The organism is Bacteroidales bacterium, assembly GCA_016709865.1.
Lineage (GTDB): Bacteria > Bacteroidota > Bacteroidia > Bacteroidales > VadinHA17 > LD21.
Genome location: JADJLX010000005.1, coordinates 478583 through 505080 on the forward strand (window position 1 = coordinate 478583; position 26498 = coordinate 505080).

General features: G+C 39.3%; 24 protein-coding genes. 11 read left to right on the forward strand and 13 right to left on the reverse strand.

The features are described 5' to 3' along the window. The first annotated feature begins 58 nt into the window (after positions 1–58). On the forward strand, positions 59–886 hold the full coding sequence (locus tag IPJ16_10665) for a LexA family transcriptional regulator (GenBank protein ID MBK7627633.1): 828 nt from the start codon (positions 59–61) through the stop codon (positions 884–886). Between the two features lie 27 nt (positions 887–913). On the opposite strand, the gene IPJ16_10670 is transcribed toward IPJ16_10665, so the two are convergent. Next, a complete protein-coding gene (locus IPJ16_10670) occupies positions 914–1480 on the reverse strand; it encodes a hypothetical protein (GenBank protein MBK7627634.1) in 567 nt (188 codons plus the stop codon). A 144-nt stretch (positions 1481–1624) separates the two neighbouring features. Next, the gene (locus IPJ16_10675; protein MBK7627635.1) at positions 1625–2164 is read right to left on the reverse strand and encodes a hypothetical protein; all 540 of its coding nucleotides are present in this window, start codon (positions 2162–2164) and stop codon (positions 1625–1627) included. A 116-nt stretch (positions 2165–2280) separates the two neighbouring features. On the opposite strand from IPJ16_10675, the gene typA reads away from it, so the two are divergent. Together typA and IPJ16_10685 are read left to right on the forward strand one after the other, a co-directional pair. Beyond that, complete coding sequence (gene typA, locus IPJ16_10680; GenBank protein ID MBK7627636.1) at positions 2281–4062, forward strand: translational GTPase TypA; 1782 nt, start codon at positions 2281–2283, stop codon at positions 4060–4062. A gap of 27 nt (positions 4063–4089) precedes the next feature. After that, the gene (locus IPJ16_10685; protein ID MBK7627637.1) at positions 4090–4740 is read left to right on the forward strand and encodes an AhpC/TSA family protein; all 651 of its coding nucleotides are present in this window, start codon (positions 4090–4092) and stop codon (positions 4738–4740) included. On the opposite strand, the gene IPJ16_10690 is transcribed toward IPJ16_10685, so the two are convergent. Beyond that, positions 4737–5399, reverse strand: a complete 663-nt coding sequence (locus IPJ16_10690) for a DUF2461 domain-containing protein (protein ID MBK7627638.1) — start codon at positions 5397–5399, stop codon at positions 4737–4739. The genes IPJ16_10685 and IPJ16_10690 overlap by 4 nt on opposite strands. A gap of 100 nt (positions 5400–5499) precedes the next feature. Here IPJ16_10690 and IPJ16_10695 point away from each other — a divergent pair, with 100 nt between their 5' ends. Continuing rightward, entirely contained in the window at positions 5500–7272 is a 1773-nt protein-coding gene (locus IPJ16_10695) for an ABC transporter ATP-binding protein (GenBank protein MBK7627639.1), read from the forward strand. 7 nt (positions 7273–7279) lie between these two features. Here the strand turns inward: IPJ16_10695 and IPJ16_10700 are convergent, their stop codons facing one another. Both IPJ16_10700 and IPJ16_10705 read right to left on the reverse strand, forming a co-directional pair. Next, positions 7280–8518, reverse strand: coding sequence for a PQQ-like beta-propeller repeat protein (locus IPJ16_10700; protein MBK7627640.1), 1239 nt, complete (start codon positions 8516–8518; stop codon positions 7280–7282). A 157-nt stretch (positions 8519–8675) separates the two neighbouring features. Then, positions 8676–9143, reverse strand: a complete 468-nt coding sequence (locus IPJ16_10705; protein ID MBK7627641.1) for a hypothetical protein — start codon at positions 9141–9143, stop codon at positions 8676–8678. Between the two features lie 157 nt (positions 9144–9300). Here IPJ16_10705 and IPJ16_10710 point away from each other — a divergent pair, with 157 nt between their 5' ends. The 5 genes from IPJ16_10710 (at position 9301) to IPJ16_10730 (ending at position 14460) form a co-directional block, all read left to right on the forward strand. Continuing rightward, entirely contained in the window at positions 9301–9846 is a 546-nt protein-coding gene (locus IPJ16_10710) for an SH3 domain-containing protein (protein ID MBK7627642.1), read from the forward strand. Next, positions 9843–10499, forward strand: coding sequence for a C40 family peptidase (locus tag IPJ16_10715; protein MBK7627643.1), 657 nt, complete (start codon positions 9843–9845; stop codon positions 10497–10499). The genes IPJ16_10710 and IPJ16_10715 overlap by 4 nt, the downstream gene beginning before the upstream one ends. 49 nt (positions 10500–10548) lie before the next feature. Further along, positions 10549–11694, forward strand: coding sequence for a dipeptide epimerase (locus tag IPJ16_10720; protein ID MBK7627644.1), 1146 nt, complete (start codon positions 10549–10551; stop codon positions 11692–11694). A gap of 62 nt (positions 11695–11756) precedes the next feature. Further along, on the forward strand, positions 11757–13115 hold the full coding sequence (locus tag IPJ16_10725) for a serine hydrolase (GenBank protein MBK7627645.1): 1359 nt from the start codon (positions 11757–11759) through the stop codon (positions 13113–13115). Positions 13116–13158: 43 nt separating this feature from the next. After that, a complete protein-coding gene (locus IPJ16_10730; GenBank protein ID MBK7627646.1) occupies positions 13159–14460 on the forward strand; it encodes an amino acid permease in 1302 nt (433 codons plus the stop codon). 239 nt (positions 14461–14699) lie between these two features. Here the strand turns inward: IPJ16_10730 and IPJ16_10735 are convergent, their stop codons facing one another. Together IPJ16_10735 and gyrA are read right to left on the reverse strand one after the other, a co-directional pair. Beyond that, positions 14700–15863 carry a tetratricopeptide repeat protein gene (locus IPJ16_10735; GenBank protein MBK7627647.1) on the reverse strand — a complete coding sequence of 388 codons (1164 nt, stop codon included), beginning with the start codon at positions 15861–15863 and terminating at the stop codon, positions 14700–14702. 57 nt (positions 15864–15920) lie between these two features. Beyond that, entirely contained in the window at positions 15921–18446 is a 2526-nt protein-coding gene (gyrA, locus tag IPJ16_10740) for a DNA gyrase subunit A (protein MBK7627648.1), read from the reverse strand. A 258-nt stretch (positions 18447–18704) separates the two neighbouring features. Between gyrA and IPJ16_10745 the strand changes: the two genes are divergently transcribed. Beyond that, complete coding sequence (locus IPJ16_10745; GenBank protein MBK7627649.1) at positions 18705–21248, forward strand: ATP-dependent Clp protease ATP-binding subunit; 2544 nt, start codon at positions 18705–18707, stop codon at positions 21246–21248. 127 nt (positions 21249–21375) lie between these two features. On the opposite strand, the gene rimO is transcribed toward IPJ16_10745, so the two are convergent. The 6 genes from rimO to IPJ16_10775 all read right to left on the reverse strand — a co-directional run bounded on the left by rimO (position 21376) and on the right by IPJ16_10775 (position 25763). Further along, the gene (gene rimO / locus IPJ16_10750) at positions 21376–22671 is read right to left on the reverse strand and encodes a 30S ribosomal protein S12 methylthiotransferase RimO (GenBank protein MBK7627650.1); all 1296 of its coding nucleotides are present in this window, start codon (positions 22669–22671) and stop codon (positions 21376–21378) included. 4 nt (positions 22672–22675) lie between these two features. Next, complete coding sequence (gene ftsY, locus IPJ16_10755) at positions 22676–23632, reverse strand: signal recognition particle-docking protein FtsY (protein MBK7627651.1); 957 nt, start codon at positions 23630–23632, stop codon at positions 22676–22678. Between the two features lie 96 nt (positions 23633–23728). Continuing rightward, on the reverse strand, positions 23729–23884 hold the full coding sequence (locus tag IPJ16_10760; protein MBK7627652.1) for a DUF4295 domain-containing protein: 156 nt from the start codon (positions 23882–23884) through the stop codon (positions 23729–23731). A 12-nt stretch (positions 23885–23896) separates the two neighbouring features. Then, entirely contained in the window at positions 23897–24085 is a 189-nt protein-coding gene (rpmG, locus tag IPJ16_10765; GenBank protein ID MBK7627653.1) for a 50S ribosomal protein L33, read from the reverse strand. Between the two features lie 14 nt (positions 24086–24099). Further along, the gene (locus IPJ16_10770) at positions 24100–24342 is read right to left on the reverse strand and encodes a 50S ribosomal protein L28 (GenBank protein MBK7627654.1); all 243 of its coding nucleotides are present in this window, start codon (positions 24340–24342) and stop codon (positions 24100–24102) included. Positions 24343–24521: 179 nt separating this feature from the next. Then, complete coding sequence (locus IPJ16_10775; GenBank protein ID MBK7627655.1) at positions 24522–25763, reverse strand: competence/damage-inducible protein A; 1242 nt, start codon at positions 25761–25763, stop codon at positions 24522–24524. Between the two features lie 70 nt (positions 25764–25833). On the opposite strand from IPJ16_10775, the gene IPJ16_10780 reads away from it, so the two are divergent. Then, complete coding sequence (locus IPJ16_10780) at positions 25834–26487, forward strand: HD domain-containing protein (GenBank protein MBK7627656.1); 654 nt, start codon at positions 25834–25836, stop codon at positions 26485–26487. The last annotated feature ends 11 nt before the right edge of the window (positions 26488–26498 follow it).

Consider the following 26498-nt stretch of genomic DNA (forward strand, 5'->3'; position numbering starts at 1 on the left):
TTTACTTTTGATTAGAAATTAATCAATCTAGTGATTACAATATAATCAATATTTCATTATGTATTTCGGATCCAACATAAAATTTTTGAGAAAAAGGAGGGGAAGAACACAGGATGATGTTGCTTTTGCCCTTAACCTTAAACGTTCAACCCTCAGCGGTTACGAGAACGGTGTGGCCCAGCCAGGTATAGAGATATTGATCTCTTTTTCAGGATATTATAACATTGCAATAGATACTATCCTCAAGATTGATATATCAAAATTATCTGAGAGTCAGCTTGGTGAACTTGAAAGAGGATATGACGCTTATGTAAAGGGCAGTAACCTTAGAGTATTGACAACAACTGTCAATTCAGCAAACCGTGAGAATATCGAACTGGTTCCTGAGAAAGCCAAAGCCGGTTATGCAACAGGGTACGCCGATCCTGAATATATCGGTGAACTTCCTGTATTCACACTGCCTTTTCTTTCCGAAAAGAAGAAATACAGAACATTTCAGCTTAAAGGCGATTCAATGCTTCCGATACCTGACGGATCGTGGGTGACAGGGGAGTACCTCCAGGACTGGATGGGAATCATAAGCGGAAAAGCATATGTGGTTTTTACACTCGACGACGGTATAGTATTTAAGGTAGTTGAAAACAATATACGCACCGACGGCAAGCTGATCCTCTATTCACTTAATCCTATTTACGAGCCATATGAAGTACATATAAACGAGGTAAAGGAGATCTGGAAATTTGTCAATTACATAAGCAGTGAGATCCCCGATCCTGTGCTGCCTGAGAAACAGATGATGAAGGCTGTTGCCAGCATGAAGCATGATCTGGAGCGGATAAAGGCTAAACTGGGGAATGATATTTCGGATGTTGATGAAGAAAAATGACGGAAGACGGAAGACGGAAGAAAGGCCCTACTTATTCTTTTCTTCGGTCTCCGGTCTCCGGTCTTCAGGCCAATGGATCCATTTTCCATGTTCAAATCCAACAGGTATATTCTCCTGTTTTTCTAATTCCTCAAGCGTAATCTTCAAATGAGGTAATGTCTGTAAGTGCTTAATATCTTTGTGTTTATTTATAACATTTGACGTCATTATTATAAACACTCCGGGTTCAATGAAGTTTCGCAATGCAGGTGATTCACATATTAATGGTGCACCATCAGGTACCTCCTTCATTATTTCATTAAATGCTTCTGACAATTGATTGTCATGCACCTTTGCAAAGTAAACTTTTGCGGCTCCCGCCCTGATCATGCGGGAAGTATCTTTTGAAGAATCCCGGTTTGTCTCTTCATAAACAACATATCCTGCCTTTTCCGATTTGAGAATAAGTCCGGGTGTAGTCTCATGAAAATGTGGTGTTATCTTAATTGCTGTGATCTTCAGACCAGGGAAGCTTTCAATTATCCTGCAGGCCAATGACGTCTTGCCAGAATTAGTGCCGGTGCCGGCAATGAGAAGCAAGTTAGGGATTATCATTTTTATCAGGATAAGGAAATAAAAAACTCTGTGATTCTCTGTGTTTCCTCCGGATTTTCCCTTTGTAGTAAAAAATTAAAAACTTACACAGAGAAACACAGAGAAGACACAGAGCTACACAGAGTAGGAACTTATATGTGAGTATTACTCTTTTGTCAAAGCAAGTATAAGCTGGATGATCTTCTCGTTATCCGATGCAGGAATCTTTCCGATAGCCAGATATCTGCATACTCGGTTTTTATCAAGAATGACTACTGAATAGTTATCTTCAGGTAAACCCCATAAACTCTGAAGTTTGGCATCATAGTCGAACAGAATTGTTGTATTGAATTTCTTGGCTTTGTTTCCGGCGATAGTACGGATAAGTCCGTTTGGTTTCCATGTTGATTTGCAGTCTACAATACCAAAACCTTTAAAGAAATCCCTGCTGATACGTTTCTCAACATCAACAGCTTTATTTACAGCTTCGTTAAATGGTTCATTTAATTCAGATTCATCAGGATCAACATAATTAACCTGTATAACTTTTCCAGCCCAGGTATTCATTGTAAATTCTTTCTTTTCAGAATCAGTAAACATCCATTCCGGGGCTTTCATTCCGACAGCCAGCTTGACATTCTGTTGTCCGAAAACGACAGGTAATGCGAATAAACTGAAAACGAGAGTGATGATCATTTTTTTCATAAGTCGTCTTTTAAAATTTATTTCGAAATATATGAATTATTTATCATTAATTAATTTTTGTGGTTTTTATCATTTATCCGGCCAGTTATATTACTTTTGCGGTCTAATTTATTTCTATGCAATTAATAAGAAATATTGCGATCATTGCACATGTTGATCATGGGAAAACAACTCTGGTTGACCGTATTATACAGGAATGCCAGGTTCTTGACCAGAGGAAGGAGCAGGGTGATCTAATTCTTGACAGTAACGATCTCGAGCGCGAAAGAGGAATAACTATCCTCTCAAAAAACGTCTCGGCTAACTATAAAGGTGTAAAAATAAACATTATTGATACACCCGGACACGCTGATTTCGGCGGTGAAGTTGAAAGGGTTCTTAAAATGGCTGACGGTGTCTTACTCCTCGTTGATGCCCTCGAAGGACCTATGCCTCAAACTCGTTTTGTACTTGGTAAGGCAATTGCACTCGGACTGAAACCAATCGTCGTTGTTAATAAGGTAGATAAAGACAACTGCAGACCCGATGAGGTTCAGCAGGATGTTTATGAGCTTATGTTCAACCTCGATGCTTCTGATGATCAGCTCAATTTCGAAACTGTCTTCGGTTCTTCCAAGCATGGCTGGATGAGCAGCGACTGGAAAACTCCGACTACAGATATAAAGTATCTTCTCGATACCATTCTGAAGGAGATACCTGAACCTCCATATGTTGCAGGTACAGCCCAGATGCAGGTGGCATCTCTTGATTTCTCCAATTATGTCGGAAGGATTGCTATCGGACGTGTATTCAGGGGAGATATTAATGTGGGGATGGATTATACCCTTTGCAAGAGAGATGGCAAAGTTAAGAAAGTAAGGGTAAAAGAATTATATGTCTTCGAAGGTCTGGGCAGAATCAAAACTGATTCTGTCAGATGCGGAGACCTTTGTGCTGTAATCGGACTGGAAGATTTTGAGATTGGCGATACACTTGCCGATCTTCTCGCACCTGAAGCTCTGCAGCGAATTGAGGTTGATGAACCTACAATGAGTATGGTTTTTACAATCAACAACTCTCCGCTTTTCGGAAAGGAAGGTAAGTTCGTTACTTCACGCCATCTGAGGACCAGACTGATGAGGGAAACAGAAAAAAATCTTGCACTTAAAGTTGAGGATACAAAATCAGAAGACACTTTTAATGTTTTTGGCAGGGGGATACTGCATCTTTCTATTCTTATTGAGACTATGAGACGCGAAGGATACGAGTTCCAGGTAGGAAAACCTAAAGTCATTCTGAAAGAAATTGATGGTGTAAAATCCGAACCTTACGAGACATTAACTATTGACGTGCCACCTGAATATTCGGGGAAAGCTATTGAACTGGTTACCCAGAGAAAAGGGGAGATGATAATAATTGAACCTAAAGGTGACCTTACGCATCTTGAATTTGACATACCATCAAGAGGATTAATAGGATTAAGAAATAACATGCTTACGGCCACCGCCGGTGAAGCTGTTATGCATCACAGGTTTAGAGCATACGACAAATACAAGGGAGATGAACTAATGCCTAAAGAAAACGGTTCTCTTATTTCTCTCGATATGGGCATGGCAACAGGACATGCCATTGACCGTCTTCAGGACAGAGGAAGATTCTATATTGATCCGGGAGAACAGGTATACCGCGGACAGGTTATCGGGGAAAGCACGAGACTTGGAGATCTTGAGGTGAATATTGTCAAGGGGAAAAAGCTTACAAATATGAGAGCTTCGGGATCAGATGAGAGTCTCAGGATTGCTCCGAAACTCAGATTCTCGCTCGAGGAAGCAATGGAGCAGATCAAAGATGATGAGTATCTTGAAATTACTCCTATTAACCTGAGAATGAGAAAAATGCCTTCATATAAGTTCGCCTGAATTCTTTTATATAACAACAACATAAGTATGAAGATAAGAAAAATGCTTTTGTTATTGCTTATTGCAACTAGTTCCATATCTGCTGCTTATGGACAGGAGATTCCTTATTCCAGGTTTGGTATGGAAACTAAGGATGCACATATACCCGAAGGTCTTAAACCAGGTGATAAAGCACCATTCTTTACTGGTTATGATCAGTTTGGTAAAACAGTTGATTTGAATAAACTCCTGGCGAAAGGACCCATAGTATTATTCTTTTACAGAGGAAAATGGTGTCCCGTATGCAGCAGGTATCTGAACAATTACCAGGATTCTCTGAACATTATAACTGACCAGGGATTCAATGTAGTAGCTATAACTCCGGAGTCGATTGAGAATGTTGAACAAACAATCAAATTACATAAGATCACTTTTACAGTTATATATGATTGTCAGGAAAAGATTATGGATGACTATAAAGTGATGTTTGCTGTCACCAAAGCATACCAGGATAAGATATTATCTGCTACCTCTGTTGATATAGCTGAAAATAACCTTCATAGTCCAGCTCACCTACCGGTGCCTGCTACATATATAATTAATCGTCAGGGTATTATAACTGCAGTTCAATTCGATCCTGATTATCAGAACAGGGCATCGGTAAAATGGATGCTTAAAAATCTGGGCGGAGCACTTTAATAATCATTCAGAAAATCATTGAGTGGTTTCATTGCTTTAAACGCCTTTACAGTATAATCAAATAAATCATTGCTTACCACAAAGTCGTCTTTTACCTCGTTAAATACAAGGTAGCTTTTAAATTTAAGTAGTTCTATATCAGGATGATCTGTGGGGTAGCCTTTTGGTGCTTTTTTTAATTTTTCACCATCTATTTTCCCAAAATACTTTATAAAATCTTTATTTTTAATAATCGCCCTGATTTTGGAAGGATCTTCATCAATTTTCTCCCGTATTGCTGACAACCATGGGGCCGGCGGCATATAAGCCCCGCCTGCGATTATACTTTTCCCAGGTTCAATATGAAAATAGTAACCTGCTAGTTTATCACCGTTTTTCTTGCCACCTCTCACCATAAAAGCTCCGAAATGAGTTTTATAAGGTGATTTATCATTAGAGAAACGAATATCCCGGTTGAACCTGTATACACAACTCTTGACTTCAAGACCTTTCATAATCGGTTCAAAAACAATTATTTCATCCAGAAGACTTTGCACGAATGATTCAAAGTTTCCTCTTGCTTCATTATACTGCGCTTTGTTCTTCAAAAACCAGTCACGGTTATTATTCTTTCCAATCGCTTTCAGATAGTCGATTGTTGATTTATTAATTGTCTCCATAAAATCTATCCTTTTTGTAACAACCAATTTGACAATAGAACAACAACTGTGCTCTTTTGTTGTTGTATCTTTGTCAATCAAATTTACAAAAGATAATTAAATGGCTGAAGTTCAAAAAAAGAAGATTACACTTGAAGGTCTGAGGAATGCTTTAAAACTCTACAGTTATATTAAGCCATTCCGTGTTGAATATGGATGGGGTATGTTTTTTCTTTTAGGTTCAAGTATTGCCAGCCTGGCATTTCCAAAGCTTCTGGGAGAACTGGTAAACTCAGGGAATGCAGGGAATCTTTCAAACGACATAAACCGAATTGGCTTATTACTGGTTACTACATTGCTCATACAGTCATTATTCTCATATTTCAGAGTTGTACTTTTTGTTAATGTTACTGAAAAGACTTTAGCGAGCTTGCGACAGAAAACATATAATCATCTTATTAAGCTTCCGTTGAAATTCTTTGAGAAACACAGGGTGGGAGAGCTGAACAGCCGGATTTCATCCGATATCTCACTGCTTCAGGAGACTCTTACAACCACACTGGCTGAATTTATCCGTCAGATAATTATTATTACCGGTGGTATAACACTTCTGACGATTACATCGTGGCGACTTACACTATTCATGCTGGCAATTTTACCGGGAATGATGATGCTTGCAGTTATATTCGGAAAATTTATCCGCAGGTATTCCAAACAGGTTCAGAGTGAAGTTGCAAAATCAAATACAATTGTTGAAGAGACACTTCAGGGAATTCAGATTGTTAAGACATACACAAACGAATTACTTGAAATAGAGAGGTACAGAAAGAGAACTACCGAGATTGCAGGCATTGGAATGAAAGGAGGAAAGTACAGAGGTGCCTTTTCTGCTTTCATGATCTTTGGTTTATTCGGAGCAATGGTGGCAGTGATCTGGAGGGGCTCAGCAATGATGGCATCGGGAGTTATTGATGCCGGTGAATTATTTTCATTTGTAATTTATTCCGGCTTTGTCGGGGGAAATTTTGGTGGCATGGCCAATGTCTATACCCAGATCCAGAAATTCATAGGTGCTACAGAGGAATTGTTTGAATTATTTAATGAGTCGGAAGAAGAGCTTAATAATGAGTCGGTTATAAAGAATGAAGAACTTTTGAAAGGAGAAATAACTTTCAAGGACCTCTCTTTCAGATATCCATCCCGGCCTGATGAGGATGTCTTATCTTCTCTTAATCATAAGATTACTGCAAATCAGATGGTTGCATTAGTAGGCACAAGCGGAGCAGGAAAATCGACTATCGCTTCTCTTCTGCTTCGGCTTTATGAGCCTACTTCAGGTGACATTTATTATGATGGCAGGAAATCACATGAGTATTCTCTGTCAGCACTGCGAAGTCAGATTGCCCTTGTTCCTCAGGATGTTTTCCTTTTTGGCGGAACAATAAAGGAGAATATCTCATACGGAAAGCCCGGATCGACCGATGAAGAGATCTATGATGCTGCAGCAAAGGCAAATGCTCTTGAGTTTATTGACAGGTTTCCGGCAAGACTTGATACAGTTGTTGGTGAGAGAGGAACCCAGCTTTCCGGCGGTCAGCGACAAAGAATTGCAATTGCCAGGGCAGTTCTTAAGAATCCGAGAATTCTTATCCTCGATGAAGCAACATCTTCCCTCGATTCAGAATCTGAAAGGCTTGTCCAGCAGGCTTTAGAGAATCTGATGGTAGGCAGAACCTCAATCGTTATTGCTCACAGGCTTTCTACAATCCGCAAAGCCGATCAGATCCTGGTTCTCGAGCGTGGTACAATCGTTGAGCACGGAACTCATGAGGAGCTTCTAGGACTGGAAAATGGCATTTACCGAAATCTGAGTTCGCTTCAGTTTGCAGGATAGAATGGCGTTACTTCCGTATATCAAACGCCATAAGTACCTTACCGTGACGCTGATATAGTATCCCTTTATTTATAACAGGATGTGCAAAGTGCTGAGCATTTCCCTTTTTTATTCTGAAAGAGCTGACCTTTTGAATTTTTCCCTGATTATAACTTAACAACATTAAGTCACCTTTCTGGGTGTAGTAATAAAGCATATTGTCAGCTGCAATAAGAGCCCCGATACCTATTCTTAGAGAGTCAGTTAGTACACCTGTTTCAGCATTAATAGCCCTGATGTCAGGTGAAACTGTGCCGCATCCATACATATAATTGTCTATTTTAACAATGCCTCCCATATAACTGTCGAAGCCCTTATTTCTCCAGACCTGGGTGATACCGGAACCATCATCAGACAGCCGGAGTTTTACAGCGCAGTTACCGTCACCTGCCACATAATAAATTGACCCCTTGTCATAAATAACTGTATTGCAATGAGTATCTCCATAACCTGGACCTCTTTTATCGGGAGGATAATTGTCCTGTTCATGTGCCCACAGAAGTTTGCCATCCTTTGTGTCAAATCCCATTAAATGGTAGGATGAAAAAGTCACAAGAATGCTTCTTCCTCCGTGTTCTATTAGTTTTGGAGGGTTGTATGCTGAAGCTTCTCCAAATCCTTTATTGGTCCAGATGAGCTTTCCTGTGAACCGGTTTAGCGCTATAACATTATTAATTTTGCCGCCGGCTGTCCAGAATACTTTATCACCCTGAATAAGTGGTGCTTCTGAGTGTCCATGCAAAGGTAGAATGCCTTTGAGGTCAATTATAAGATCTTTCGACCATACAACTTTTCCTGTTGTTCTGTTAAGGCAATAGAGATTCCCCAATCCTGATCCGACGTAGATAAGATCGTCAACAATTGTAGGTATGGTTCTTGAGCCCGGGTATGATTTCATCCATTCTTTCCCCAGGGTGGTCTGCCACTGTTTTTCGCCTTTCAGGTTGAAACAGTATAGAATCAGCATTGAATCTGTTTCACCGGTAATATAAAAGTTATCCTCAGTAAATATCGGAGTGACAAATCCATTTCCAATATTGTCTATTGACCATATTTCGCGCGGACCTTCTTCAGGCCACGATTTCAGTAGGTTTGATTCATTGAAGATTCCTGTCCGGTCTTTTCCGCGCCATTCATAAATTTTAGTTTTTCCCTGTGGAACAGGCAACAAAAGGAGTAATGGGAATAGGAATGTAATTAGATTCATAGATTATTATTTTACAGTAGAAATTAAGCTGCAAAGATACTTTCCTAACTTAAAGTATTTAAAAAAAAGTAAATAAAAATGGGATATGGTCCGCTAAAACCCTGGTTTTATACTTCACATATCCCGCAACTTACGAGGTGGAAACAATAGTTACCGATTATTGCTTGTCGTAAACCATTGTCTCAGCCATTTCGCCGAATGATGACGAAGCGCTGGATTCAATAACTAAATTGGATCCATCCATCTTATACACTTCAGTAACGATCATTTCATTACCATCGCCCATCGCGAATTTTGTTATGCATTTAATCGACTTTTTATCCTCAGATAAAGTTAGTGTAGACTTTTTCTGTGTATCCTGCCAGCCAGCATTTACACACTCTTTGCCATCCAGAGTAAACTTATCCTTAGTTGTGAATTCCTGATCCTGAAAGCTTGAGTGTCTCTCAACATTGAGCTCATTAGCACCCTGCGTTATTATGATCTCTTTAGGAGCCATGCTGAACTGGTCACCCAGTTTGCTTTTTGTATTGTTCAGTTTCCAAGAACCTGAGAAATCGGCTACCTGGGCTGAGATTACTGATGAAATCAGGAAAGCAGCAAAAACCAAGAAATTTCTTTTCATAATTAATAATTTTAAGTTAAATCCAATATTTTTCAGGAAGTTAAGTAACAATAGATATTTACACCTAAAGTTATATAAATTTTGAAATATCCCCAAGGTGAGAAATAAACGATAAATTATTATAAATTTGAAATGTATAAAGATAAATTCAAAACAGGTGAAACATAGTTTCAGAATAAGGTTACTTTTTAATAGCTACTTATTCTTTTTCTTGCTTGTATTGGCATGCAATAGCTGCAGTCCTGTTCCGGAAAATAAGTTCCAATCTGAAATAGACAGAATTGCACTGAAATACATAGCTGACAAACGAGAAGCTATATGTAATATTACTGCAGCAACTTATGGAAAGGACAGGATAATTGTGAAAGGTGAAACTACAATTCCGGAGATTAAATCTGATATAATTAATGCTTTAGCTAAATCTGATATTGGTCTAATAGACAGCATCATAATACTTCCTGACACCTCTTTATACAAGAAATGTTTTGGTGTCGTGACATTGAGTGTTGCCAACCTGAGGAAAGAACCTATGCACAAATCAGAACTTGTTTCCCAGGCTATTCTTGGTACACCTGTTATAGTACTAAAAACGGAGGAGTCTTGGGTATTGGTAAGGACACCAGACAAATACATCTCCTGGACAGAGAAATCGTCCCTGATGTTGATGGACAAAATGAATTCTCCAACTGGAAAAGTGAAGTGAAAGTAATATTTACCGAAAATTCAGGATGGGTATATACATCTGCCGATGAATCAGGAGTTGTTGGAGATCTAGTTTCAGGAGCAATTCTTATTAAAACAGGTGAATCAGGTAAATATGTAAATATTACATTTCCGGATGGGAGGGCAGGGGTCATAAGAAAGTCTTCATCTGTTGAGTATCCGCACTGGAAAAATGATAGACTGGTAACACCAGATGAAGTAATTAAAACTGCATTCACTTTCCTTGGATTACCATATTTGTGGGGAGGAACATCTTCAAAAGCAGTTGATTGCAGTGGTTTTATGCAATCGGTTTTCTTCAGAAACGGTCTCATTCTGTCAAGAGATGCATCTTTGCAGGCATTGCATGGTGATCATGTAAGTGTATCAGAAGGTTATTCTGATCTGCAAAAAGGAGATCTGCTTTTTTTCGGAACACGTGATGAAAAAGGTGATCATGTTACTCATGTAGCTCTTTACATAGGTGATAGTGAATTCATTCATGCCTCATCGAGAGTAATGATTAATAGTCTGGATTCATCCAGGACGAACTTCAGCAGTTTCAGAAAGAATTCTTTACTGTCCGCCCAGAGAATACTGGGAGCAGAGGATGATTCAGGAATCGTGCATGTCAGCTCTCATGAACTGTATTGAAAATCAGGCTGTTTATAATATTAGTAATAGAAAACACAGAGAATTCAGGATGAATAATAGAAGAAAATTTATTAAAAATTGCACAATGCTTGCAGCAGGAGGAGTTGGATTCTCATATATTTCATTTGGTTGTCAGAATTCAAAGTCAGATCAGAAAAATCCCGGGAAAAATGGCAAAATAGTTTTCAGGTTCAAACCTTACGAGTTACAGCTAAAACACGTTTTTACACTTGCTTCCGGATCAAGAAGTACAACTCCTGTAATGCTCACAGAGATAGAATATGATGGAGTTATAGGTTATGGTGAAGCATCCATGCCGCCATATCTCGGAGAAAGTCATGAAACGGCAACACAGTTTCTGAAAAAGATAGATCTTTCGAACTTCTCCAGCCCCTTTCTGATGGAAGAAATTCTTGCATATACTGATAAGCTGACACCAGGCAACTATGCAGCCAAGGCTTCTGTTGATATAGCCCTTCATGATCTTGTTGGCAAGCTCATGAATCAGCCATGGTACCGGATTTGGGGACTAAATCCTGAAAATACTCCAAATACTTCATTTACAATTGGTATTGATAAGCCTGAAGTAGTAAAAGAAAAGGTTCGTGAAGCATCCCCATATAAGATTCTCAAAGTAAAGCTTGGTCAGGGAAACGATAAAGAGATGATAGAGACTGTAAGAAGTGTGACAGATACACTTATTTGTGTGGATGTTAATCAGGGCTGGGCCGATAAAAAGATGGCTCTTGAAATGACCTTTTGGCTTAAAGAACAGGGAGTTGTATTTGTTGAGCAGCCAATGCCAAAAGCTAATGTTGATGATATCGCCTGGCTGACGCAAAACAGTCCGCTACCGATAATAGCCGATGAAGCAATTCAGACAATTGCTGATTTTAAGGGAATCCAGGGTGCTTATAGCGGAATCAATATTAAGCTGATGAAATGTGGCGGGATGAGAGCTGCCTATACCATGATTGGCATGGCAAGAGCGCTTGGGATGAAGGTTATGGTTGGTTGTATGACAGAAACATCATGTGCCGTATCAGCTGCTTCACAGCTTTCTCCAATGGTCGACTGGGCTGATCTTGATGGTAATCTGCTGATCAGTAATGATGTTTTTGAGGGAGTTACTGTAGTGGATGGTAAGGTGACATTGCCGGATAGACCAGGCATAGGGATAATACCGAAAAGTTAAACACATAAGGATTGCTTCGTCGCACACTCCTCGCAATGACTGACTAATAAATAGTAAAAACAATGACAAGAACCACAAAAAGAGTACTTTACGGAGTACTTGCATTCTTTGGAGCAGTTATTTTAGGAGGCTGCATCTACCTTAATACTTTGCTGCCTATAATTACTGGATATGCTGCAAAAAACCTTTGTTCTGCCGTGTTTGTCTCGGGAAGAGAACAAAATGATGTTGAAAACGTTGATCTCAATTTCTCATTCATTAAGTATACCAAAAACAAGGTTGATATAAATAATAAGAGTGTTACAAGTCGTTTTCTATGGAGAAAGTCAAAAGCAATCTACAGGGAAGGATTTGGCGTCACACTTTTGAGGGATTTCAAGGAAAAGGAACTGCGTTCTGAGAAATATCCACTGAGTGTTAAGTCAGGATATTCGCAGGATACAATCGCATGGCCGTTAGGAGATGTTATACCAGACACTGTAACCGGTATTAATCTGGAAGCTCTTAATGCAATAACAAAAAGTCTGATTGAAGATAATGCTTATACAGGCAATGCATTTGCATTCATGGTTCTGCATAAAGGAATTCCGGTAGCAGAGGCATATAAACCGCAGTTTAACAGTAAAACAAGGTTTCTCAGCTGGTCGATGGCAAAGAGTTTCACAAATGCAATTGTTGGCGTACTTGTGAAAGAGGGAAAAATCGATATTCAGTCACCGGCAGATATTGAAGAATGGAAGGCAGATGAAAGAAGCAAAATAACAATGAATGACCTGATGCAGATGCAGAGCGGTCTTAAATGGAATGAAGATTACGGTAACAGATCGTCTGTTAATGTTATGCTTCATTGTGAAAGTGATATGGGAAGATATTCTTTTGAACAACCGCTTGAACATAATCCGGGTACATTCTGGTATTACTCATCAGGAACTACAAATATAGTTAACTGGTTGATTCGTAAGCAGTTTCCTGATGATTCTACTTATTATCAGTTTCCTTATACCGAACTGTTTTTTAAGACAGGAATGCCTGATATTATTTTTGAAGTTGATCCTACAGGTACAAGGATCGGATCTTCATACCTGTATGCTACAGCCCGCGACTACGCCAGGTTCGGGCTTCTATATCAGAATGATGGCGTTTTTAATGGCGAAAGAATCCTTCCTGAAGGATGGGTAAAATATACAACATCAGAAGCTAAGGCAAGCGGAGGAGAATACGGATCTTTCTTCTGGCTGAATAAGAGCAAAAAACTCCCGTCAGCACCTGAAGATATGTATATGTGTGTCGGACACGATGGGCAGAGAATTTTCATTATGCCTTCACAGGAATTGGTAGTTGTAATATTGGGATATTCTTCAACATCAAAAGGAGGAATGGATTTTGACAGGTTGCTTAAGGATATTCTGAATACTCTTTAAAATGCTTAGCGCCTTAGCGTCATAGCGAGAAAGAAAACAGGAAATGACAGAAGATGAAGGTCTGAAAAGGGAAATAGGGTTGTGGGGGCTTGTTTCCAATTCCATTAATATTATTATAGGCGCAGGAATATTTATCCTGCCGGCACTTGTAGCAGAAAGGCTTGGATCGGGAAGTATCTGGGCATATCTTGTTTGCGGTTTTCTGATGATTTTCATAATGCTGTGTTTTGCTGAGATTGGTTCGATGATTACCAGGACCGGCGGGGCTTATTCATATATTGAGACAGCTTTTGGTAAGTATGCCGGTTTCATGACAACCAACATATTTATCTTTGGAGCAGCCATTATGGCTAATGCTGCAGTGGCAAATGGTCTTGCTGATACACTTGCATATTTTATACCGCAATTTGAGTTACAGTGGGTAAGAATTCTGTTTTTTGGTGTAGTCTTCGGAGGACTGGCATATTTAAATATCAGAGGGATTAAGAATGCTATTATGATTGTGAAAATTAACACTATAGCAAAGCTGGTACCATTACTGATGATTGGTTTACTCGGATGGTTCTTTATTAATCCGTCAGATAGTCAGGTAGTTGCCACTAATTCGTCAAGGGACCTTGGCGAGATATCTCTTATATTGCTATTTGCATTTGTTGGTGCCGAAACAGCCCTGAATGTAAGCGGAGAGATTAAAAATCCTGTAAAAACTATTCCAAAGGGCATTATGCTCAGTATTTTGATTGTTGTTATCCTTTATATTCTTATTCAGCTTACAGTTCAGGGTATACTTGGCAGCTCAATAGTTGATTTTCGCAATGCGCCATTGGCTGAGGCCGGCAAGCGTATGTTCGGACCAATCGGAGTTACAATTGTTTTGGTTGGTGCTTCATTTTCGATGTTTGGAAATATAAGTGGAATGGTTCTTAATATGCCAAGGATTCTTTTTGCAGCAGCCAGGGACAAAGTACTTAAATCAGAGGCACTTGCGTCGGTGCATCCAAAATTCAGAACACCATATGTTTCAATAATTGTTTATGCAGCCATTGGATTCATTTTTGCTTCAATTGGAGAATTTCGGCAACTAGCAATGCTTTCAAGTGCTTCATATTTATTGATTTATCTGGGAGTGATACTTGCACTTATCCGGTTCAGGATTAAAAACTACGGAGAAAAGGGTCATTACCGGATACCTGGCGGGTATATAATTCCGGGAATCAGTATTCTTACAATAATATGGGTATTGTCAAATCTTCCTTTAAAGGAATTGGGAGCAATGGCGATATTTATTATTATTCTGACGGTTGTGTATTTTATTTATAGATTGGTTAGAAAGGAAGAAGCGTAAAGCGTAGAGCGTAAAGCGTAAAGCGTAAAGCGTATCTGATTTTATGTCAACCAGCAAGCTGGCAGGAAATTATCTAATAAAGCCTATAATTAATATTATGTAAAATAGAATATATTGAAATTGATTCAGGAATCAAGTATCTACTGCAAGTGCAAACTTACTGCTATCCCCTGTTTATCAGCATATTGAAACAAAAAAGGGATGCATTGCGTCCCTTTTGTATTCAGTTCAGGTAATTATTACTTACCATCAATTACATCAAGTTTAGTTTTGATTGTATTGTATTTGTCAGTCATCTTAAGTCTGTAATACAGTTCTTTCAGACTTCTCATAGAATAAACATCATCAGGTTTCAGTTCATATGCTTTTTCCATGTATGGAAGTGCTTTTGAATAGACAGCATTTGCCTGATCAATTGCTTCGGTGTATTTTTTTACATCCATAATTTCATTTGCTTTCACAAACATATCTGAAGCTTTGTTGATATAGGCTGCTCCCATTCCGTATTGTGTGTCGTATAAATCACCTTTAAGTTCGATTGATTTGCCGAGTTCCACAATAGCTTCATCATTTCTGTTCTGATTCAGGAAAATAATCCCAGCAGCAAAAAATAAGCTGTAATTACCCGGATCTGCTTCTTTGGCAACTTTGATATATTTCAGAGCTTCTTCATTTTTATTACTCTTTATATAAAGGTCAATCAGCTGAAGAGTGATGCTCTTGTCGCCTGGGAATTTTTCAGTAAGACCTGTAAGAATAGATTCAGCTTTAATTGTGTCACCTTTTCCCAGCCAGCTCTCATATATCTGATAATAAGGAGTGATACCAAGATATTTCATCTCAGCACACTTCTCGAAATATTTGATTGCTTCATCGTATTTGCCACAATTAACTGCAGCCAGTCCGGCATTATAATACATCCCTGTATCAATTGCTCCGGCGTATTTATCACTTTCAGTTATTTTTATCTGAGTTTCAAATGATTTCAGGGCACCTTCATATTCCTTGGCCTCGAACCTGGCACTACCCTGAGCATAAAGATTAACAGCCAGTGAGTTGTAGATCATGTTAGTAATGATCTTTTTCTTCATTGATCCTTTTGGATCAAGTTCCATTGCTTTCTCATATGAAGCGTATGCTTCTGCAAGTGGATCGGGATAGAACTCTTTGAATTTTGGATTTTCAGATTCAAAAGAGGCCTGGCAAAGTTTACCTTTAGCAAAATAAGTGTTAAACCAGTCTTTTGATTTTTCATCTACCATTGCCTGGTCAATTGCTTCTTTAGCTTTGTCGAGAAGGCCCTGGTCGATATAGCTCAAGGCGCTTGTAACTTTGCCCTTCTGGGCCATGGCTCCGAATGAGATACTTACTACGGCTGCTATCAGCAGAAAATACTTTTTCATGATTATAATTTTAATTAAATTGTCTTTAAAAATTTTCCAAATTTATAATATTACTTATTAAACATCAAATTCTTTGCCATTTTCCTCAGCATTAATATTACTTTCTTCATTTATAACAGTTTCAATTGGCTCATCGTCCTCATTTACAAGTACACAGGCTATTGAGGCTATAATATCGTTTTCTCTTAAATTGATCAATCTTACTCCCTGGGTTGCCCTTCCCATTACCCTTAAAGCAGATACCGGGCTGCGAAGAATGTTTCCGAATTGGGTAATAATCATCAGATCGTGATTATCAGTAACATCTTTCAATGCAATAAGGAATCCGGTCTTATCGGTAATATTTATGGTCTTAACTCCTTTTCCGCCTCTGTTTGTGATCCTGTAACCATCAATATCTGATCGTTTTCCATATCCTTTTTCAGAAACAACCATAATATCTTTTTCTTTTGCTTCAACAGTGATCATGCCAATAACAAAGTCGGTATCCTCATTAGCCAGCCTGATTCCTCTTACTCCTGAGGCAGTTCTTCCCATCGGTCTCACTGATGCTTCAGGGAACCTGATAGCGCGTCCCGACTTGACAGCCAGCATTATATGATGCTGACCGTTAGTCATTCTGGCCTCCAGTAGCTCATCACCTTCCCTTACCGTAATAGCATTTACCCCATTGATCCTGGGCCTTGAGTACGCCTCGAGTGATGTCTTCTTGATAATTCCCTTGGTGGTACAAAGCACGATGAAGTTATTATTAATGTATTCTTCATCATTCAGATTCTTGACATTTATAAATGCCCTGACATTGTCATTAGGTTCGATGTTAATAAGATTCTGCATTGCTCTGCCTTTCGATGTTCTTGAGCCTTCAGGAATTGCGTAAACCTTCAGCCAGTAGCATTTTCCGTTTCTGGTAAAGAAGAGCATTGTATTGTGCATTGTAGCAATATAAAGATGCTCAATGAAATCTTCATCCCTTGTGGCACCGCCTTTTGCACCTGTACCACCCCTGTTTTGTCTCCTGAATTCAGTGAGTGGTGTTCTTTTAATATATCCCATGTGAGAAATAGTAATAACCATTTCATCATCGGCATAAAAGTCTTCAGGATTAAATTCTTCCGCGTTAGGTACTATCTCTGTACGACGTGCATCGCCATATTTCTCTTTTATTTCAAGAAGTTCATCTTTTATTATCTTCATCTGAAGTTCAGTACTGGCAAGGACACTCTTCAGATAATCAATGAGTTTCATAATCTCATCATACTCTGCTCTGAGCTTCTCCTGCTCAAGTCCGGTTAGCTGGCGCAGGCGCATTTCAACTATAGCTCTCGACTGTATGTCAGAAAGTCCGAATCTTTCCATCAGTCTCTCGCGGGCTATTTCAGGAGTCTGAGATGATTTGATAATTGCAATTACTTCATCTATATTATCACTGGCAATTATCAGACCTTCAAGGATATGTGCTCTCTTTTCTGCCTGGTCAAGATCGTATTTGGTCCTTCTTATAATAACCTCGTGACGATGTTTTACGAAATAATGAATCTGGTCCTTTGTATTAAGTGTCTTAGGACGCCCCTTCACAAGTGCGATATTATTTACGCTGAATGAGGTCTGAAGAGATGAGTATTTATAAAGGTTGTTAAGGACCACAGCTGCGCTTGCATCTTTTTTGAGGATTATTACAATTCTCATCCCGTTGCGGTCCGACTCATCATTGATATACGATATTCCGTCGAGTTTCTTCTCATTAATAAGATCAGCAATCTTCCTGATCATTTCTGCCTTGTTGACCATGTAGGGAATCTCATTGACAATTATACACTCCCTTCCTGAATGAGTCAGTTCTATGTCGGTTTTAGCCCGAACAACAATCCTTCCCCTGCCGGTCTCACATGCATCCCTGATGCCCTGACTTCCGTAGATTATTCCGCCTGTCGGAAAGTCCGGTCCTTTGACATACTGCAGTATTTCATCACTGGTTATCTCATTATTGTCAATGTAAGCAACTGTAGCGTCAATAACTTCTGTAAGGTTATGAGGCGGCATGTTTGTTGCCATACCTACTGCAATACCTGAGGCTCCGTTAACCAGCAGTTGCGGAATTCTGGTTGGCAGAACGGTAGGTTCAGTAAGTGAATCATCGAAGTTTGGCTGAAAGTCAACAGTCTCCTTATCTATATCGGCAAGCATCTCCTCAGCAATTTTCTTGAGTCGTGCCTCGGTATAACGCATTGCGGCAGGACTATCACCATCCACAGATCCAAAGTTACCCTGGCCGTCAACCAAGGGGTACCTTAATGACCATTCCTGAGCCATCCTTACCATTGCTTCGTATACCGATGAGTCACCATGCGGATGGAACTTACCGAGCACCTCTCCTACTATCCTTGCAGACTTTTTATATGCTTTGTTTGAAAGCACTCCCAATTCAGACATTCCAAACAGTACCCTGCGATGAACAGGCTTAAGTCCATCTCTGACATCAGGCAATGCACGCGATACAATGACCGACATTGAATAATCAATGTAGGCCGACTTCATCTCCTCCTCAATATTTACCTGGATGATTCTTTCTCTCTCTGACATAACAGACTATTAATTAAACATTTACACGCAAACCTCCATTCCGGGGTTTGGAATTACGAAAATAGTTAATATTTGGCTATTTTTGACCTTTCCGTGCACTGATTTTTTAACATTCTTTGTTCATAATTGGGCATGAAAATTGTCATACAGATATTATGCATAATTTACCTTTGAAAATGTAGTTATGCGTAACTTTGTCGGAGTATATCTGACATATTGTCGTTAACTTTATTAATCAGCTAATTGAAAGATCAAAATATGGATTCACAATTTTCGCAAAGGGTAAAAGATATTCTCGGGTATTCTAAAGAGGAGGCTATACGGCTGGGAAACAGTCATATAAGTCCGGAGCATCTTTTTCTGGGCATACTCAGAGACGGTGAGAGCGTGGCGATAGAGATACTTATTAATCAGGGAATAGATCTTCTGGTGCTTAAGGGTTCTCTTGAGAAGAGCATTAAGGTGGAAAGCCCGGTTCCTGTGGCTGACCACGAAGTAATACCCTTATTAAGAAGTACTGAACGGATTCTCAAACTGGTATATCTTGAAGCTAAAGCATTAAAAAGTAATACTATTGATACAGAACATCTGCTTTTAGCGATCCTTAAAGACGAAAATGCTCTTGTTACGAGGTTTTTATCTGAGCTTGATGTTGATTATCAGTCAGTGAGAAGGATGGTTGAAGCAGAATCACCGTCTGCCAAAGCCGATTTTCCAAGGGATGAGGACGATGAAGGTCAGAGTTTCAGTGGCCCCGGTAAAGGTCAGCCCTCCTCTCCTTCGTCTTCAAAATCATCATCTGACACTCCTGTTCTTGATAATTTCGGAATTGACCTTACCAAGGCAGCCGAAGAAGGAAGACTTGATCCGGTTGTCGGAAGAGAACGGGAAATTGAGCGTTTGGCACAGATCCTGTCGCGCAGGAAAAAGAACAATCCCGTACTTATTGGTGAACCGGGAGTAGGAAAGTCAGCTATAGCAGAAGGTCTGGCACTGAGGATTATCAAAAAAAATGTATCAAGAGTACTTTTCAACAAAAGAGTAGTTGCTCTTGACCTTGCATCAATAGTTGCCGGAACGAAGTATCGTGGTCAGTTTGAAGAGCGAATGAAAGCTATTCTCAACGAACTTTCCAAGAATGACAATATCATACTTTTCATTGATGAAATACATACTATAGTAGGTGCCGGAGGCGCAACTGGATCACTGGATGCTGCCAATATGCTAAAGCCTGCCCTGGCCCGCGGAGAAATTCAGTGTATTGGTGCGACAACACTTGATGAATACCGTCAGCATATTGAGAAAGATGGTGCACTTGAGAGAAGATTCCAGAAAGTTATTGTTGAACCAACTTCAATTGAAGAGACAATTCACATACTCCATAATATTAAGGAGAGATATGAGGAGCATCATAATGTAATGTATACCGACGATGCAATTGATGCATGCGTAAAACTTACAAACCGTTATATATCAGACCGTCATCTTCCCGACAAAGCGATTGATGCACTTGATGAATCAGGTTCCAGGGTGCATATTTCAAATATTGTTGTTCCTGAAAAGATCCTTTCTCTTGAAAATCAGCTTGAGGAGACCAAGAAGGAAAAGATGATGGCAGTCAAGAATCAGAATTTCGAGAAGGCAGCAAGCTTCCGCGACCGTGAGAAGGATCTTCTGGACATGATTGATCAGGAGAAGAAGAAATGGGAAAAAGAACTTGCTGTTAATCGTGAAACGGTTGATGCTGAAAAAGTTGCTGAAGTTGTTGCCATGATGACAGGTGTTCCTGTTCAGAGAATTGCAACAACCGAGGGTACCAAACTTTTAAATATGGCCGATGAGCTCAAAGGAAGCGTAATTGGTCAGGATGAAGCAATTTTGAAAGTAGTAAAATCAATTCAAAGGAACAGAGCCGGACTTAAAGATCCCAACAAGCCGATAGGTACATTTATTTTCCTTGGACCTACCGGTGTTGGAAAAACCCAGCTTGCAAAGGTTCTTGCAAAGTTTTTGTTCGATACTACCGATAATCTTGTGAGGATCGACATGAGTGAATACATGGAGAAGTTCTCTGTGTCAAGACTTGTGGGGGCACCTCCTGGATATGTAGGATATGAGGAAGGCGGACAGCTTACCGAAAAGGTAAGAAGAAAACCATACTCGGTTGTACTTCTTGATGAGATAGAGAAAGCACATCCCGATGTATTTCACATTATGCTGCAGGTACTTGATGAAGGTCAGCTTACCGATAGCCTTGGAAGACGTGTGGACTTCAGAAATACCATTGTTATTCTGACATCAAATATCGGGACCAGGCAGATTGCAGAGTTTGGACATGGAATCGGATTCGATACTTCTGCCAAACAGGCTTCTCGTGATGAGCATACAAAGAGTATTCTGCAGAAAGCACTTCAGAAGACTTTTGCTCCTGAATTCCTGAACAGGATTGATGATGTAATAATGTTTAACTCGCTTGGTAAAGCTGAGATTAACAAGATCATAGATCTCGAACTTAAAGGTCTGTATGACAGGGTTCAGTCGCTGGGATATAAACTGAAAATAGCAACAGGTGCGAGAGATTATATTGCTGAAAGAGGCTTTGATGCTAACTTTGGTGCAAGACCGCTCAAACGGGCAATTCAGAAGTATCTCGAAGATCCTATGGCTGAGCTTCTTATTAAAGCCAATCTTCATGAGGGAGATCTGATAAATGTTGGATTCAACAGTGCAAAATCTGAGATCAAAATTAAAATTCAGCATAAAAAAGAGGAGCTGCCCGAGAAGACAGATACAACAGTTTAATTGCCCCCCAACCCCCCCTAAAGGGGGGCTATTATTCTGTAAATCAGTGAAATATTTTCCTTATGCAGTTTAACTCCCCTTTAGGGGAGATGCCGCAGAGCGGCAGAGGGGCTGTCGACCTCAGCGTTTAAACAGGACTACCGTACAGATCGAAATCTCCACTTTTTGTAATTTTTATATTGTAGAAATTTCCAGGAATCAGATTGTGATCAACAGAAATCAGAACCTCCTGGTCGACTTCCGGACTGTCATATTCTGTTCTTCCTATAAAAAATTCTCCCTCCCTCCTGTCGATTATAACCTTAAATGTTCTTCCGACAAGGGATTCATTTAAATCAGCCGATATATTCTGCTGAAGTTCCATTAGTTCCGCCACCCGTGATTCTTTTTCGTCCGTGGGGATTTCATCTTTATACTTTTCATAGGAGAAGGTGTCCTCTTCATGAGAATATGCAAAAACACCAAGTCTGTCAAACCTGAATTCTGATATAAAGTCTTTAAGTTCAGTGTAATCCTGCTCAGTTTCTCCCGGATGTCCTGCAATCAGAGTAGTTCTTATCACAGCATCAGGAATCTCATTGCGGAGTTTGTTCAGGACAAATTCGGTTTCCTTCCTGTTGTGTGACCTTTTCATTAGTCCGAGCATATTGTCAGTAATATGCTGAATAGGTATGTCAATATAGCGGCAGATCTTTGGATTATCTCTGATTAAAGGAATAAGTTCCATCGGGAAATTTGCAGGGTAGAGATAATGGAGCCGTATCCATTCGATTGATTCAATTTTTAATAACTCCCTGACAAGTTCAGGAAGTGCTTGTTTTTTATAAAGGTCGAGGCCATAGTAACTAAGATCCTGGGCAATCAGTATAAGTTCCTTAACTCCTTTTCCAGCGAGATTTTCAGCCTCTTTTACTAATTCTTCCAGTGGCCTTGAAATATACTTGCCACGTATTGCCGGAATGGCACAAAATGCACATGTACGGTCACAACCCTCAGAGATTTTCAGATAAGCATAATGACCGGGACCAGTTATTGTTCTGTCAGTAAGAAGATCAGAACGCATTGTGACACCCAGTTCATTAAGAATGTCATTCATATTGTTAACACCGAAGTATCGCTTAACTTCAGGAATCTCATGTTTCAAAGCATCAACGTATCTTTCAGCCAGACAGCCCATAACATACAGATTGTTAATGCGTCCGGCCTCTTTTGCTTTAACAAACCTCAGGATTGTGTCAACGCTCTCTTCCTTTGCATCATTAATAAACCCGCATGTATTTATTATTACTGTTCCGGCTGTAGTATCATCAGAATCATAGATAACGCTGTATCCTCCTGCACTTAGTTGTTTAAGCAGTTTCTCCGAATCGACAACGTTCTTGGAACAACCTAATGTTACAATATTTATTTTTTTATTTTTCATGAAATCATTTAGAGCTGAACAGCGAATCTACAAAATCGAATCTGTTGAATATCAGAAGGTCTTCGAGTTTTTCGCCGATTCCAATATATTTAACAGGGATTTTAAACTGATCCGATATTCCAATTACAACCCCACCCTTTGCTGTTCCATCGAGTTTGGTTATTGCCAGAGCAGTTACATCGGTGGCAGCTGTGAATTGTTTTGCCTGTTCAAATGCGTTTTGTCCTGTTGATCCATCGAGAACCAGCAGAACCTCATGAGGTGCATCAGCAACGACTTTTTCCATTACCCTTTTTATTTTGGATAATTCAGTCATCAGGTTTATTTTATTATGGAGTCTGCCGGCAGTATCAATTATCACAACATCAGAGCCTTCGGCAACAGCTGAACGCAAAGTGTCGTATGCCACAGAAGCCGGATCGGAACCCATCTGCTGTTTGATTAGCTTTACTCCTGCCCTGTCGGCCCATATCTGAAGCTGATCAATAGCTGCAGCACGGAATGTATCAGCAGCACCAATGAGTACATTTTTTCCTGCAAGTTTGAACTGATGAGCGAGTTTTGCAATAGTAGTAGTTTTTCCTGCCCCGTTTACACCAACTACCATAATTACGTATGGCTTTGTTTTGAACGGAGTTGAAAAATCTGATTCCTTATCACTCTGATTCTTTTCCAGAAGTGCAACTATTTCTTCTTTAAGAATATTATTTAATTCGCTTGTATTCAGGTATTTATCTCTCGCAACCCGGGCTTCAATCCTTTCAATAATGTTTAGTGTTGTTGTGACACCCACATCAGAGGAAACTAGTACTTCCTCGAGGTTGTCAAGTACTTCTTCATCAACCTTAGATTTTCCTGCTACAGCCCTGGAGAGCTTATGAAAAACGCTTTCCTTAGTTTTTTCGAGCCCTTTGTCAAGACTCTCTTTCTTATCTCTCCCAAGAAATCCCAGCAAAGCCATTTTGAATCAATTATGAAAAGTAAATATAAAAAAAGCTTCCTTCTGCTAAGAAGAAAGCTATGAATATCTTAAGAGTAAATTGTATTAATGTTTCTCTTACTTTTTAGTGAAGAAGTCCTTAATGTGATCATTATGAACGATCTCTTCCTTGAACAGGTAAGCTCCGGATTTATCCGACTTGGTCATTTTGATACACTTTGTAAATGCCTTGCCTGCTCCTGTCTTAAGTGTTGCAACAACTTTCTTTGCCATGGTCTATACTGTTTACTTTATTTCTCTGTGAAGTGTGGTTTTTTTAAGAATAGGATTATATTTTTTCCTTTCAAGACGATCAGGAGTATTCTTCCTGTTCTTGGTAGTAATATACCTTGAAGTTCCCGGTTGTCCGCTTTCTTTATGCTCGGTACATTCCAGAATTACCTGCTGCCTGTTACCTTTAGCCTTCTTTGCCATTTTCTATTCTGTTTTTAATAATTCAAAATGTAACCTTTTTCCTTTGCATCTTTCAGAACTCTTGTGAGTCCGTTTTTGCTTATAAGACGTATGCCTGCAGCTGAAATTTTAAGAGAAATCCATCTCTCTTCTTCCGGCAGATAATATTTCTTTACAAAAAGATTAGGATAAAATTTTCTCTTGGTCCTTCTCTTTGAGTGCGAAACGTTATTTCCAGTCATCGCTTTTTTCCCTGTAACCTGACAAATCTTTGACATTGATGTTTGTTTTACTTCTTAACTAACGTTTGTCCCTTTAAAATGAAGCGCAAAATACGTGATTTTTATCTGATTATACAAATATTTGATGCACTTTTTTTAACTGCATGCCACCCAACCCCCCTAAAGGGGGGCTAAGTATTACATATACAATTATATAACACTTGTTCATAAACTGGCTAAATGTTGATAATCTGCTTTCTGAGGAGGTTCAATGCAGCCAGTGAAAACCTTTTAATATTGCTTATTCTGTCATTTCCCAGAATCCGTTTCTCTGTTACTGTCCCTTTTTCAGATGCAACAGCTATCCATAATGTTCCGACAGGTTTTGATTCAGTTCCTCCTTCAGGACCTGCAATTCCTGATGTAGCAACTGCAAAATCAGTATTTAATAATTTTCTGGCTGCAATAGCCATTTCAATTACTGTTTCTTCGCTTACAGCACCATGCTGTTTAATAGTATCTTCTTTTATTCCAAGTAATTGAGTCTTGACAGAATTTGAATAAGCCACAACAGATCCTTTATAGTAAGCTGAACTTCCGGGAACGCTTGTAATCATATGGGCAATCTCTCCGCCGGTACAGCTTTCAACAGTACATAAGGTTTTATTCTTTTCATTTAAGAGTCTTCCGATTACCATTTCCATAGTCTCTTCATTTTCAGCGTAAATGAATTCAGGAATTACTTTAAATAGTTTCTTTACCTGTTCTTCCAGTATTTTTTCGATAACAGATTGTTCTTCGCCTGTTGCTGTAAGTCTGAGTTTTATGATTCCCCATGCAGGAAGATAAGCCAGTTTAACAGCAGCAGGAAGAGCCGCTTCAAATTCGGTAAGGATCTCAGCCAGTTTAGCTTCAGCTGTTCCATAAGTCATTATATTCCTGTGAATTATGATTTGTGATGTAAAGCGTTTTCTGAGTTCAGGAAGTACATGTTCCTGCATAATATATTTCATTTCATAAGGAACCCCAGGCATTGAAATATATATTGTCCCGTCTTTTTCAAACCACATGCCTGGTGCCGTCCCTGCAGCATTTTTAATAACAAGACATGATTCGGGCACTTCAGCCTGTCTGCGGTTATTCTCATTCATCGGGAAATTCCTCCGGGCCAGCATGTCTTCAATCATCTTAAGTACTTCTGTATTCATAACCAGCTTAGTGTTAAAGAATTCACACAATGTCTGTTTGGTTATATCATCGCTGGTTGGTCCAAGACCTCCGGTAATCAGAACCACATCAGTTTTTCCGGCAGCTTCATTCAGGGCATATATAATATCATCTCTCCTGTCGTGGATGGAGGTCATGCGATATACATCAAAACCTGCCTTGCTAAGTTCAGCACCCATCCAAGCTGAGTTAGTATCTACCGTCTGACCTATTAAAAGCTCATCACCTATTGTTATAATTGCTGCCTTCATTTATTTTTGAGGATTAAAAGATTTACAAAAATAGATTATGTATTTTCATCTGGCAATTTAAATCAGATAAATGAACAGACAGGATATATTAAAATCTGCGGAAGAGTTCGCAAAGCAGAGGATGGCAGGGTTTGACAGCGGACATGACTGGTACCATATAGAAAGAGTGAGGAAACTGGCAGTTTATATAAACGATAAGGAAAAGCTTGTTGATCCTTTCGCTCTGGATCTTGCCGTTCTGCTTCACGACACTGCTGATTCAAAGTTCAATAAGGATAATCAGGAAAACGGTTATAAGATTCTTGAAGAATTCATGAAAAGTGCGGGATTAGATGAGATTATTGATCAGGTAATCAATGCGATCAGGAGTGTTTCTTTCAGTAATAAAAAAACTTATGATGGAGAAAAAGATCCTCTGCTAATGGTTCTTCAGGATGCCGACCGTCTGGATGCCATTGGGGCAATTGGTATTGCCAGGGCCTTTAATTATGGAGGCTTCAGGAATAATGCAATATATATCCCTGGCGAAATTTCTGATGGTAAAAGCAAATCAACAATAGGACATTTTTACGATAAGCTTCTGAAACTGAAAGATTTGATGAACACTGAAACAGGAAGAAAACTGGCTGAAGAGAGGCATTTATATCTTGAAAATTTTCTGAAGCAGTTTTATAGTGACTGGGATTTTGGAGTTGGATTGCAGGAATCTGAAAAATTACAATAAATTTGCATCAT